The sequence below is a fragment of the Kribbella sp. NPDC051718 genome, from assembly GCF_040681515.1.
Taxonomy (GTDB): Bacteria; Actinomycetota; Actinomycetes; order Propionibacteriales; family Kribbellaceae; genus Kribbella.
In genome coordinates, this window is sequence record NZ_JBFAYZ010000016.1 from 107,369 (window position 1) to 118,955 (window position 11,587).

Consider the following 11,587-nt stretch of genomic DNA (forward strand, 5'->3'; position numbering starts at 1 on the left):
GGCCCCTAACCCCGCAGGGAGTCGAGCCCTCGCCAGAGGAGTTGCTGGAGGGTGGTGGCCAGCTTCCCCGGGGTGGGGGAGCCGCCGTTGCGGGTGCGCCAGATGGCGAGGCGTTCGGTGGCGCCGGAGACCGATTGGGCGACGATTTGAATCTCTTCCTCGTCGTGCTGGTGATCCGCGGGCAGGTTGAGGCGGACCATCGTCGCGATCAGGGCGACGAACTCGGCGCGGACCTCGTCGGCGGCCTGCGCGGCGGGGCCGGCGGCCAGCATGCCTTCGTCGACCATCACCGACCAGGCCCGCGGGTGCTCGTCGAGGAACCTGAACCAGGCGACGAAGCCGGCGTACATGGCCTGTTCGGGGTCGGCGGCGGCGAGGACGGCGTCGGAGACGGCGTCCAGGAGTTGGGCGCGCAGGCGGGAGAGGCAGGCGAGGAACAGGCCGTCCTTCGAGCCGTAGTACTGGTAGACGAGCGGTTTGGAGACGCCGACCGCGGCGGCGATGTCGTCCATCGAGGTGCCCTGGTAGCCACGCTCGCCGAAGATCCGCTCGGCTGCGTCGAGGATCTCCCGCTCCCGGGCGGCGCGATCCCGCCGCCGCTTCACCGGTACTGGGCTGTCCGTGGTCGAGGTCACTTGCACACTCTAACTGACCCGGAGTAACTTACTGAGAGTAAGTTCAGTCAGTCGGCCTTCTGGAGGGTTCCTCATGACCGCTCAGCAGCACCGGATCGTGGTGATCGGCACCGGGTTCGCCGGGATCGGGATGGCGGTCGGGCTCAAACAGGCCGGCTACCACGACTTCGTCGTACTGGAGCGGGCCGACGATGTCGGCGGGACCTGGCGGGACAACACCTACCCGGGCTGCCGCTGCGACGTCCCCTCGCACCTGTACTCCTTCTCCTTCGCGCCCAACCCGGACTGGTCGAGCACGTTCTCGCCGCAGCCCGAGATCGAGGCGTACCTGCAGAAGGTGACCGACGGCTTCCGGGTCCGCCCGCACATCCGCTTCGGCCATGCGGTCGAGTCGGCGCACTGGCAGGGCGACCACTGGCTGATTCACACGAATCAGGGCGACTTCACCGCCGACGTACTGCTGTCCGGGATGGGCCCGCTGGCCGAGCCGTCGGTCCCCAAGCTGCCTGGGATCGAACAGTTCGAGGGCGAGGTCTTCCACTCCGCGCAGTGGAACCACGACCTCGACCTGAGCGGCCGCAAGGTGGCCGTGATCGGCACGGGCGCGTCGGCGATCCAGTTCGTACCGGCGATCCAGCCGGACGTCGAGGAGTTGCATTTGTTCCAGCGGACGCCGCCGTGGGTGATGCCTCGGCCGGACCGCAAGATCACCGCCGCCGAGAAGCGCATCTACCGCGCGTTTCCCCTTGTGCAGAAGGCCGTCCGGGCCGGGATCTACTGGAGTCGCGAGTCGCTCGTGCTCGGTTTCGCCAAGCTCCCCGCGATGATGAAGCAAGGCCAGAAGATCGCCGAACGCCACCTCGCTCAGCAGATCCGCGACCCCGAGTTGCGCGCGAAGCTGACGCCGGACTTCACCCTCGGCTGCAAGCGGGTGCTGATCTCCGACGACTACTACCCGGCCGTCGCCCAGCCGAACGTCGACGTCGTCACCGACGCGATCACCGAGGTCACCCCGACCGGGATCGTCACCGACGACGGCGTGAAGCACGAGGTCGACACGATCATCTACGGCACCGGATTCCGGGTCACCGACCTGCCGGTGATGGACATGCTGCACGGCCGCGACGGCAAGATGCTGCGCGAGGCGTGGAGCGACGGGATGGAGGCGCATCTCGGTACTGCGATCGCCGGCTTCCCCAACTTCTTCCTGCTGATCGGGCCCAACACCGGGCTCGGGCACAGCTCGATGGTGTTCATGATCGAATCGCAGATCGCCTACATCCTGGATGCGCTGCGCACGATGGACGCCACTGGGCTGCGGGAGGTCGAGGTCCGGCCGGAGGTTCAGCGGGAGTTCGTCGACGGTGTGCGGTCGTCGATGCGGAACACGATCTGGACCCGCGGCGGCTGCACGAGCTGGTACCTGGACTCCGCCGGCCGCAACACCACGCTCTGGCCGTCCTTCACCTTCCGCTTCCGGCAGCTGACCAGGCACTTCGACGCGTCGGAGTACAGCACCCGCTGAGCGATCTCTCGCTATGTGACATCGATCGTGTTACATTCGATCGGTCAGATAGCGAGTCGATCGGAGGGCGCCGTGACGCTGCTGCTCCCGCTGCACGGCATCGGTGGCCGGGGCGACCTGCCGGTACCGCTCTGGCTCGCCATCTACTCGGCCGCCGCCGCGGTAGCCGTCTCCTTCTTCGCCCTAGCCGCCTTCTGGTCAAAACCCCACTTCGAACTCACCGCCGGTACGCCGCTCGCTGGGCTGACCCGCGTGGTCGACAACCGGGTCTTTCGGTGGTTGCTCAAGGCAATCGGGTTGGTTGCGCTGGCACTGCTGGTTGGGGTGGCGTGGTTCGGGAGCGATTCACCGAGTCTCAATCCGGCACCGACTTGGCTCTACGTCTCGATCTGGGTCGGGATCATCCCGGTGTCGCTGCTCTTCGGACCGGTCTGGCGGCTGGCCAATCCGTTGCGCGCGATCGCCGGGCTGGTGCCGCGGACGGCGTACCGATCGATGCCGGGCGGGATTGCCTATTGGCCGGCGGTCGCGGGGTTGTTCGGGTTTCTGTGGCTCGAGCTGGTCTTCCCCGACGGCTCGGAGCCGCTCGTCGTCGCCGTCTTCGTGACCGGCTACGCAGTGGTGAATGTTGCCGCAGGCATCGTTTACGGTCCGCGCTGGTTCGCGATCGGCGACAGCTTCGAGGTGTACGCCGAGGTGCTCGCCAAGCTCAGCCCGTTGGGGCGTGGTGATCGGCGCCGGCTCGTACTGCGCAATCCGCTCGCGGGGCTCGCCACGATCCCGCAGGAGCGGGGGATGGTCGCGCTGCTGTGTCTGCTGCTCGGCTCGACCGCCTTCGACGGCATCAGCCGGTGGTCGGCTTGGACCAACCGAACCGGTGAGCTTGGGCATGGCGGACATCTGCTCGTCTACACGCTCGGCTTGCTGGCCGCTGTCGCCGTTGTGTCGACGCTCTTCCTGCTGGCGGCGCGCGCGACGGGGGCGGCTCGGATCAGGCCGGGTGGCCGGGGCAATGCGGGTTTGCCTGGAGCGTTCGTGCACTCGCTGGTGCCGATCGCGATCGGATACGCGGTGGCACATTACTTCTCGTTCGCGATGTTCCAGGGGCAGGAAGGTTTGCTGCTGGCAACGGATCCGTTCGGCCGGGGCTGGGACCTGCTGGGCGTGGGGACGACGCGGATCGACTATGCGTTCCTGGGGACCGGGCTGATCGCGGCGGTCCAGATCGGCGCGATCGTGCTCGGACACGTGCTCGGGGTGGTGTCCGCGCATGATCGCGCGACCCACCTGTTCCGGCGGCGGCAGCTGCGGCGGGCGCAGTACCCGATGCTGGCGGCGATGGTCGCCTTCACCGCCGGCGGGATCGCGCTGGTGACGGCCTCATGATCGCCTTGCACCTGGGTGGTGTGCCCGAGATGGCGATGTTCCTCGGGCCCATCCTGCTGATCATCGCGTTCGTCCGGATCGCCCGCCGCAACGACGAAAACGCCGTCGACGACGAGGATGACTGGGACGCCGACCTCGGCGACCTCGAGAAGCCGGCTAGCGAACCTTCACCGCAGCTGCCCGACCGGTCCTGAGGTTGCGCCCGTCGCTGACCTGGACGTGGTAGCTGACCGTCTTGCCGCTCTTCACCTTCGTGTCGGTGAAGGTCGTCACGGCCGGCTTCGTCCACGAGTAGGAGTTGCGCTTCCAGCTCGCGACCTTGGTGGTGCCGCGGAAGAGCGAGTAGATCAGCGAGATGTTGTCCGCGTCGACCACGGTCGGGAAGCTGACCGTCGCCTTGTTCCTGACCGTGCTGGACACCTTCGGCGCGGCAGGCAGGTTCGGCCGTGAGCCGCCGGCGGCGTTGGTGAAGCGCGCGAGCCCCTGCTGGATGCCCCCGTTGACGCGGGTGAAGTCGCCGCCGACCCACAGGTCGTTGCCGCCGGAGGCGAACGCGAGCGGCCCGACTTCCGTCGTACCGCCTGCGTCGGTGTTCGGGTACCACGGGCCGAGCTTGCCGTTGATCGTGCTCTCGACCAGCAGGTGGTGCATGCCGGTACCGTCCTTGAAGCCACCGTCACGGCTGCAGTCGTGCGCGTGGGAACCCTTGTAGAGCCAGTTCCCGATCGCCTTGATCGCCTCGGTCGCGCCCAGGCAGTGGCTCTGCCAGAGCAGCTTGCCGGTGGCCGCGTCGGCGGCAAGTACGCCGTCGTAGCAGCCCAGCCCGCTGCCGGCGTTGGAGACGAACACCTTGCTGCCGAGCGTGTCGATGTCCTTGACCCGGCTCTGGCAGTCGGGCGACGGCTCCGGGATCGCGGCCGCGGCCGGCATCCTCATCGGGGCGCCGGTCGTCGGGCTCACCATCGCCAGCGCGTAGTGGTCCTCGCCCTGGATCTCGCTGAAGCCGCCGCCGATGAAGACCCGCCTGCCGCTGTCGGACAGGTCGATCGCGTACACGTCGTCGTCGGCGTCCGGATCCCACGGCAGCAGCGCGCCGGTGGACAGGGTGACGGCGGCGACATTGTTGCGCTCGGTGTTGTCCACCCGGCCGAACGAGCCGCCGAAGTACACGCTGTTGCCGCCGATCGCGAGCGCGGAGACCCGGTACGCGACCGCCGGATGCCAGCCGACGACGAGCTTGCCGGTGGCGACGCTGAACATCGCGAGATGCTTGCGGGCGAGCCCGTTGACGGTGGTGAAGTCGCCGCCGACGACGACCCAGCGACCGTTCGGGCTGGTCGCGATCGACCACACGGCGCCGTTCAGCTTCGGCGCGAAGGCCAGCGGTTTGCCGGTGGTGCGGTTGAAGGCGGCCAGGTACGTCCGTACCGCCTCGCCCTTGCCGGCGGCCATGCCTGGCTGCCGGATCCGGGTGAACAGCCCACCGGCGTACACGGTGTTGCCCGCGACGCCCAGCGCGTTGACGCTCGCGTTGGTCTGCCAGGCCAGCTGCTTGACCGCCGACAACGCCGAGCCGAAGCCCGGTCCGGGGTTGGCGGTCGCGGCCACGACGGGCCGTCCCGAGGGGATCAGTGCCGCGGCGATCACGGCCACGGCGGTGACCAATACCAGTACTGCCTTCTTCATGTACGTCCTCAGGCCGAGCCGAGCAATCGTGACATAGTGCAACCAAACGATAACTGTCGGCTCGGCCTGAGGTTACGGAGTTGGCGTCAGCGGCTGATCGCCACCGTGTAGTAATCCCACAAAGTCGCGTTCTGCGGGACGTACGCCCGGTAGGTGCGGGTCTTGTTCGGGTAGTAGGTGTAGGCGGCCTGGCCGGTCTTGTTCGTGGTCACCGACTTCAGGAACTTCCAGACCGTGCTGCCCTTCTCGTGGTACTGGAAGGTGATCGGCTTGTTCGGCCAGCGGACGTACTGGTTGAGCTTCGGGTTGTAGTACCCGACGGTCGCCACCAGCGCCGTCTTCGTTCCCTTCCGTCCCCCGATGATGGTCGCCGACGATCCGTACTTCGTGTACGAGGTCGCGTTGGTCTGGGCGATGTCGTTGAAGTCCTGGTCATACGCGCCGGTGCCGACCCAGGTGGTGCGGCCGAGCGCGTCGTAAGGCGCGTAGAAGGTGAAGCGCGCGGTGTAGGTGGTGTCGTCGAAGAACAAGAACTGCTTGTCCGTCGAACCGGTGGTCGCGCCGACCCAGTCGGCGCCGGACATCTGGGCGGTCCGGCAGTTCTGCGCCAGCGGGATGGTGAAGTTGGTGACGGCCGCCCGGATGGTGAAGCGGGCCGGCATCACCATCGAGCAGGTGCCTGCCTTGGCGTGTTCCCCCGTGGTCGGCGCTGCCATCGCGGTCGTCTGCGGTACCACCAGGCCGGCGGCGAGCAGACCGAATGCGGCCAGCGTGGACTTGATGCGAATCAAGAGTTCCCCCTCTTGGTTGTTACTCGGACCGCCATTCTTGCGCGCGAACGGCCCAGATCAGGTCATCGCACCATTCGCCTTTGAAATAAAGGCTCTCGACCAGGTGTCCTTCTTGGCGCATGCCGAGCCTCTCCAGCAGTTTCGTGGAGGCGGTGTTGCCGTTGATGACGCTGGCCTGGATGCGGTGCAGGCCCAGGTCCTCGAAGCCGATCCGGAGCATCGCCCGGGCGGCCTCGGCGGCCAGGCCGCGGCCGTGGTAGCCGGAGTGGAGGGCGTAGCCGAGCTCGCCCTGGCGGCTGACCTCGCTCGCCCACTTGAGCAGAACCTCGCCGATGACGGTGGAGGTCTCGCGGAGTTCGATCGCCAGGACCAGCCATTGGCCGGGCTCGGTCAGGACGTCCTGGGTGAGCTTGACCTCGAGGGCGGCGCGGACCTGTTCGCGGTTGCGGACCGGCCAGGGGACGTACCGGACGACGTCCGGATCGGAGTGGAAGGCGAGCAGGTCGTCGAGATCGTCCATCCGATGAGGGCGGAGATCGAGGCGCTCGGTTCTGATCGGATAGCTGGGGCGCAGAGACAACGAGGGCTCCTGGGTCAGCCGGTGGAGGGGAGCGTGTCGGGGGCGAGGCCCAGTTCTTCGTAGGCGACCACCTCGATCTCGCGGCCCATCGCCTCGCGGAAGGACGCGACCAGAGCCTGGCCGGCCAACGGGATGATGTTCTCCAGAGTGCGCTGGATCTCGGGCCAGCCGTCGGCCGGCAGACCCGCGTCGGCGAACTGGCGCCAGACGGTACTGCGGAACAGCTCGACGTAGACCTTCGCGACCGCGTCGGCGTGCTCGAACAGCTTCGGCAGCATCTCGAAGATCGCCTCCAGCGGTACGCCGAGCTTGATCACCTCGAGACCGGTACGGAGCAGGTCCGGGTTCGGGATCCGGAGCCGGCCGTCGTCCTGCCGCTCGGCGATACCCAGCTCGACCAGCTTGGCGATGGTGTCCGGGTTGTGCGGGATGCCGGCCCGATCGGCCAGCTGCTGCTCGGTGATCACCTCGGGCTCGGTCGGCGACCAAGGGCTGACCAGCGTCTCGAACACGCCCAGCGCCAGTGTGCCGTCGGGGAGCTCGCTCATCATCCGCTCGACCGCCGCCAGCGTGTAGCCCTTGTCGAGCAGCTCGCGCACCAGGGTCAGCCGGGCGACGTGGTCGGCGCCGTAGTAGCCGGTGCGGCCGGCCAGGCGAGGGGGTGGGATCAGGCCCCGGCCGGCGTACGCGCGCACGTTCCGGACCGTCATGCCCACTTTGGCCGCGAGTTGGTCGACCGTGAACTCGGCTTCTGGCCCCGACTCGGCCGGCATCTGTCCTCCCACCTTGACAGTCTCCCAGATTACACGTTACATAGCTTATGTAACATTGCCTATGGCGTATGTCGAAGGAGCTCCCATGACGGTCCCCCTGGCGGCCACCACCGGAACCGCGTCATTCGACCAGATCGCGATCGTCACCGGGCTGGTCTCGCTGATGTACCTGGCACTCGCCGTGCTGCTGTGGCGGGAACGCACCGGGCGGGTGACGCTGGTAGGGCGCCTCGCGGACACCATCGGGAGACTGGACGGAGTCCCCCGATGGGCCGCGCTGACTCCGTACCTGCACGCCGTCTCGCTGCTCGCCTGCGCCTTCGGCGTCTGGTGGGACATCGCGGTGCACATCGACCGCGGCCGGGACACCGGCCCGTTCGGTACGCCGGCGCACTACCCGATCTTCTTCGGCATCCTCGGCGTGATCATCTCCGGCGTGCTGCCGATCGCGCTGGCCCGCAAGCCGCTGCCGGCCCGGACGATCAAACTGACCAAGGGCTGGCGGATCCCGTGCAGCGCGGCGCTGGTGACGGTGTGCGGAACGTTCGCCCTGGTCGGCTTCCCGCTCGACGACGTCTGGCACCGGCTGTTCGGTGAGGACGTCACGCTCTGGGGACCGACCCACTTGCTGATGATCGGCGGCGTCGTCTTCTCGATCTTCGCCCGGCTGCTCGCGTCGGCCGAGGTCGAGCAACTGGCCGGTCTCAACCTGCGCCGCCGGGCCCAGGAGATCATCGCGGTCGGCGCGCTGCTGATCGCGTGGGACCTGTTCAGCACCGAGTTCAACTACGGCGTACCGCAGTTCCCCCTGATTCTGCAGCCGATCCTGATCGTCTTCGGGTCGACGCTCGCCTTCACCTTGCTGCGAGCGCGGCGCGGACCGTTCGTGACGTTCGGCGCGCTCGCGACGTACCTGGTGATCCGCGGTGGCATCGCCTGGGCGGTGGATCAGCCGCTCGGGGAGATCCTCGGTCACTTCCCGCTGCTGATCGCCGAGGCGGTCCTGGTCGAGCTCGCGGCCTTTGCCTTGGGCAACAAGAATCGCTTCCGGCTGGGATTCGTCTCGGGTGCGCTGATCGGCACGGTCGGCGTCGTCGCGGAGTACGGCTGGTCGCAGGTGTGGATGCCGATCCACTGGCCGGCCTCGATGCTGCCCTCGGCGATTGGCTTCGGCGTCGTCACCGGTCTCGGCGCGGGTCTGCTCGGGGCGTGGCTTGCCACCCGGTACGCCGAGGTTGCGGGCGAGGTTCGCCTGAACCCGCCGGTGCGCTTGACTCATCAGCTCGGTGCGGTCGGGCTGGTCGCGGTACTGGCTGCGCTCTTCTTCTGTGTACCTCGATCGGCCGACCCCGGGGTGAGCGCGACGGTGTCGCTGGAGCCGGCGTCGACCGGGTCGGAGCCGACGGCGTACGTGACGGTTTCGCTGAATCCGGTCGATGCTGCCGATGGTGCCCGGTGGTTCGAGGCGCTGGCCTGGCAGGGTGGCGGTTCGATGACGCACGCGATGGAGAAGATTGCTGATGGCACCTATCGGTCGACCGAGCCGCTGCCGATGTACGGAAAGTGGAAGTCGATGATCCGGCTGCATCAGGGCGCGCGGGACATGGTCGCGATGTGGGTCTACGCGCCGGAAGATCTGAAGATCGAGAAGCCTGCGGTGCAGGTGTCCAACGGGCAGACGGTCGAGTTCATCGGCGAGCAGGCGACGTTGCGGCGGGAGGAGCGTACCGACGTACCGCGGTGGATGTGGAACGGCGGGTACGCGTTGCTCGCTGTCGTCGGGTCGCTGGAGATCGCCGGGATCGCTTGGCTGGTCGGGCGTGGCGCTCGCGGCGGGCGGTTGCGCGCTGCTCATCTCGAGGCTCAGGGGTCGCGGCGTGAGCGGGAGTCCGCGTGAGCGGGCGCGCTGGGTTGCGGAAGGGGCCATGGGATCTGCGCGGCAAGAAGGCGTTGGTCACGGGTGCCGCCGGGGCTTTCGGGTCGGCGACGGTTGAGCAGTTGAGGGCTCGGGGTGCTTCGGTCGTCGGGCTTGATCTGCAGAAGAGTGATGACGTCATCGAGTGCGATCTGACGCAGGCGGATCAGATTCCTGGGGCCGTGGCTGAGGCCGTTGAGCGGCTCGGCGGGTTGGACCTGTTGATCAACAATGCGGGCATCGGCGTACCGGCACTCGCCGAGGAAGTGCCGGATGCCGTTGCCCGCAAGGTGATCGAGGTCAATCTCTTCGCCGGTTGGGGCGTCACCGCGGCGGCTCTGCCGGTACTACGCGCCGCCCGCGGTCGAGTGATCTTCGTATCATCAGGGCTCGCCTACGTCACCCTGCCGTTGGCGGCGTCGTACCTGGTCTCCAAGCGCGCCATCGACACGTACGCGGACGCACTGCGGATCGAGAACGGGCGCGCGATCGACGTGAGCGTCATCTATCCCGGCTACGTCCCGACCCCGATCCACGACGCCTCTCTTGCGCGCGGCGTCGACCTAGGTCTGTTCGTGCCTGCCGAGACGGTGGATCAGGTAGTCGGCACGATCGTCGAGGTCGCGGGTGCTGCTCGCCCACCGCGCAACCGGGCCTCCACGCGGTCGACCGGCTTGGCCGTCGGGTTCGCCCGGCATCTACCGTCGGTGGCGGACCGGGTGGTTCGGTGGCGGACCAACCAGCAGCGTCGCAAGGGTGGGCTGGGCGAGTTGGCGGAAAGACTGGGGAAGATATGACGATGCAAGCAGAACGATCTGAAGTCGTCACGGCTGATGGCGTGCGGCTGCATGTCGAAACGGCCGGGTCGGCGGACGCGCCGGTGACGGTGGTGCTTGCGCATGGGTGGACCTGTTCGACGCGGAGCTGGCATCACCAGTTGGCCGGGTTGCCTCGGGTGTTGGGTGCTGACGGCGTGCGAGTTGTTGCCTATGACCATCGTGGGCATGGGCGATCTTCGGCTGCGCCCGATGGGACGACGCGGATCGACCAATTGGCGGACGACCTGACTTTCGTGCTCGACGAGGTGGTCGGGGACGGGCCGGTGGTCTATGCCGGGCACTCGATGGGTGGGATGACGTTGATGGCCCTGGCCGAGAAGCGGCCGGAGTTGTTCGGCTCTCGGATCAGTGCGGCTGTGTTGGTCGCGACCTCCTCGGGGCAGCTGGCTTCGCGGGCCTTCGGGTTGCCGGCGCGGTTCGATACTCCTGCGGCGGTGCTGGCGCCACGGGCGATGAACGTGGCAGGCGCACGCTTCGAGCGTCGGGCGCAGAAGGTACTGGCTCCATGGCGGCAGGGGCTGTCAGTTGCGGCGCGCCGGCCTGCGCTGCGGCAGTTGGCGTTCGGGAAGCAGGTGGACCCTGCCGAGGTGGACATCCTGATGGCGGATGTGGCGCGGCTGCCCGGTCCGTCGCTGGGCGGGTTCTTCGAGGAGATCGTCCGGCACGACCGCGGGCACGCGCTGCAGGCGCTCGCCGGGATACCGGTCGAGATCATGCATGGCACGCGAGATCGGCTGATTCCGCCGCGGCATGCCAATCGGATGGCGCAACTGTTGCCGAGCGCGCGTCTGTGGATGTATCCGGGTGCCGGCCACATGCTCATGCAGGAACGCCCACGCGACGTAACTCAACGGCTGGCGTCGCTGGTGCGGAAGGTCCGCGTTTAGTGTCCCGTAAGCGATGTAGCTCGACGCTATCGGCGCCCAGGCACGCACCTCGCGGCACTTGCCCAGCGCCCACGATGCTCCGCATCGAGGCCACTGCTCAAGCACCACGATGCACGCACCTGGACACCGCTATCGTTCGAGCTACATCGCTTACGGGACACTAGAGCGCTCGCATGCGGTTGTTGCGGGCGTTGTGCTCGACCTCGGCCAGGCCGAGCGCCTCCAGTACCGGCGGCACGTAGTTCGCGAACCGCCCACGGAAGCCCTTCTTCAACCCGTACCACCCACCCACCGGGTTGTCCTCCGCGCGCGCCCAGGCCTCCACGGTCCCCGGCGCCGCGGGCTTCTGCTCGTCCGCGTTGCCGAGCAACATCCAGTCTCCGTGCTTGGTGAGCATCGCGTGCAGATCTTCGATGCAGCGCGCCTGATAGCTGAGCTTGGTACTCCCCACCTGACAGACCAGTACGTCGTCATCCCGGTACATCTCGTACTGCGACCCGCCGGGCGGCGTACTCAGCACCCACGGATCGTCCTTCGTCCCACTCCCGGTGAACGCCATCACAATCCCCT

12 protein-coding genes are annotated in these 11,587 nt (G+C 67.7%); 6 read left to right on the forward strand and 6 right to left on the reverse strand.

Annotation, left to right across the window (positions count from 1 at the left end; translation table 11 throughout):
• Positions 1–5: 5 nt before the first annotated feature.
• Positions 6–635, reverse strand: coding sequence for a TetR/AcrR family transcriptional regulator (locus tag AB0M15_RS39220; protein ID WP_363831368.1), 630 nt, complete (start codon positions 633–635; stop codon positions 6–8).
• A gap of 73 nt (positions 636–708) precedes the next feature.
• On the opposite strand from AB0M15_RS39220, the gene AB0M15_RS39225 reads away from it, so the two are divergent.
• From AB0M15_RS39225 to AB0M15_RS39235, 3 genes are all read left to right on the forward strand, one after another.
• Positions 709–2,160: an NAD(P)/FAD-dependent oxidoreductase gene (locus AB0M15_RS39225; protein ID WP_363831371.1), complete on the forward strand. Its 1,452-nt coding sequence runs from the start codon at positions 709–711 to the stop codon at positions 2,158–2,160.
• 72 nt (positions 2,161–2,232) lie between these two features.
• Positions 2,233–3,546, forward strand: coding sequence for a hypothetical protein (locus tag AB0M15_RS39230; protein WP_363831374.1), 1,314 nt, complete (start codon positions 2,233–2,235; stop codon positions 3,544–3,546).
• Positions 3,543–3,740: a hypothetical protein gene (locus tag AB0M15_RS39235; RefSeq protein WP_363831377.1), complete on the forward strand. Its 198-nt coding sequence runs from the start codon at positions 3,543–3,545 to the stop codon at positions 3,738–3,740. The genes AB0M15_RS39230 and AB0M15_RS39235 overlap by 4 nt, the downstream gene beginning before the upstream one ends.
• On the opposite strand, the gene AB0M15_RS39240 is transcribed toward AB0M15_RS39235, so the two are convergent.
• The 4 genes from AB0M15_RS39240 to AB0M15_RS39255 all read right to left on the reverse strand — a co-directional run bounded on the left by AB0M15_RS39240 (position 3,703) and on the right by AB0M15_RS39255 (position 7,376).
• Positions 3,703–5,232, reverse strand: coding sequence for a fibronectin type III domain-containing protein (locus AB0M15_RS39240; RefSeq protein ID WP_363831380.1), 1,530 nt, complete (start codon positions 5,230–5,232; stop codon positions 3,703–3,705). The genes AB0M15_RS39235 and AB0M15_RS39240 overlap by 38 nt on opposite strands.
• Positions 5,233–5,318: 86 nt before the next feature.
• On the reverse strand, positions 5,319–6,023 hold the full coding sequence (locus tag AB0M15_RS39245) for a hypothetical protein (RefSeq protein ID WP_363831383.1): 705 nt from the start codon (positions 6,021–6,023) through the stop codon (positions 5,319–5,321).
• Between the two features lie 19 nt (positions 6,024–6,042).
• Positions 6,043–6,603 (reverse strand): GNAT family N-acetyltransferase, encoded by a 561-nt coding sequence (locus tag AB0M15_RS39250; protein WP_363831386.1) that lies wholly within the window; start codon positions 6,601–6,603, stop codon positions 6,043–6,045.
• Positions 6,604–6,617: 14 nt separating this feature from the next.
• The gene (locus AB0M15_RS39255; RefSeq protein WP_363831389.1) at positions 6,618–7,376 is read right to left on the reverse strand and encodes a MerR family transcriptional regulator; all 759 of its coding nucleotides are present in this window, start codon (positions 7,374–7,376) and stop codon (positions 6,618–6,620) included.
• Between the two features lie 85 nt (positions 7,377–7,461).
• Here AB0M15_RS39255 and AB0M15_RS39260 point away from each other — a divergent pair, with 85 nt between their 5' ends.
• Genes AB0M15_RS39260 through AB0M15_RS39270 form a run of 3 tightly spaced genes read left to right on the forward strand, consistent with a single transcriptional unit; the run spans position 7,462 to position 11,017 of the window.
• Positions 7,462–9,273 carry a hypothetical protein gene (locus AB0M15_RS39260; RefSeq protein WP_363831392.1) on the forward strand — a complete coding sequence of 604 codons (1,812 nt, stop codon included), beginning with the start codon at positions 7,462–7,464 and terminating at the stop codon, positions 9,271–9,273.
• Positions 9,270–10,088 carry an SDR family NAD(P)-dependent oxidoreductase gene (locus tag AB0M15_RS39265; RefSeq protein ID WP_363831395.1) on the forward strand — a complete coding sequence of 273 codons (819 nt, stop codon included), beginning with the start codon at positions 9,270–9,272 and terminating at the stop codon, positions 10,086–10,088. Before AB0M15_RS39260 ends, AB0M15_RS39265 begins: the two co-directional genes overlap by 4 nt.
• Positions 10,089–10,090: 2 nt before the next feature.
• Positions 10,091–11,017 (forward strand): alpha/beta hydrolase, encoded by a 927-nt coding sequence (locus AB0M15_RS39270; RefSeq protein ID WP_363831398.1) that lies wholly within the window; start codon positions 10,091–10,093, stop codon positions 11,015–11,017.
• Positions 11,018–11,177: 160 nt separating this feature from the next.
• On the opposite strand, the gene AB0M15_RS39275 is transcribed toward AB0M15_RS39270, so the two are convergent.
• Positions 11,178–11,576, reverse strand: coding sequence for a DUF6855 family protein (locus AB0M15_RS39275; RefSeq protein ID WP_363831401.1), 399 nt, complete (start codon positions 11,574–11,576; stop codon positions 11,178–11,180).
• Positions 11,577–11,587: the final 11 nt, after the last annotated feature.

Coding starts and splice junctions, on each gene's coding strand:
- AB0M15_RS39225 (WP_363831371.1), top strand. CDS start 709: ATGACCGCTCAGCAGCACCGGATCGTGGTGATCGGCACCGGGTTCGCC.
- AB0M15_RS39235 (WP_363831377.1), top strand. CDS start 3,543: ATGATCGCCTTGCACCTGGGTGGTGTGCCCGAGATGGCGATGTTCCTC.
- AB0M15_RS39240 (WP_363831380.1), bottom strand. CDS start 5,232: ATGAAGAAGGCAGTACTGGTATTGGTCACCGCCGTGGCCGTGATCGCC.
- AB0M15_RS39255 (WP_363831389.1), bottom strand. CDS start 7,376: ATGCCGGCCGAGTCGGGGCCAGAAGCCGAGTTCACGGTCGACCAACTC.
- AB0M15_RS39260 (WP_363831392.1), top strand. CDS start 7,462: ATGACGGTCCCCCTGGCGGCCACCACCGGAACCGCGTCATTCGACCAG.
- AB0M15_RS39270 (WP_363831398.1), top strand. CDS start 10,091: ATGCAAGCAGAACGATCTGAAGTCGTCACGGCTGATGGCGTGCGGCTG.
- AB0M15_RS39275 (WP_363831401.1), bottom strand. CDS start 11,576: ATGGCGTTCACCGGGAGTGGGACGAAGGACGATCCGTGGGTGCTGAGT.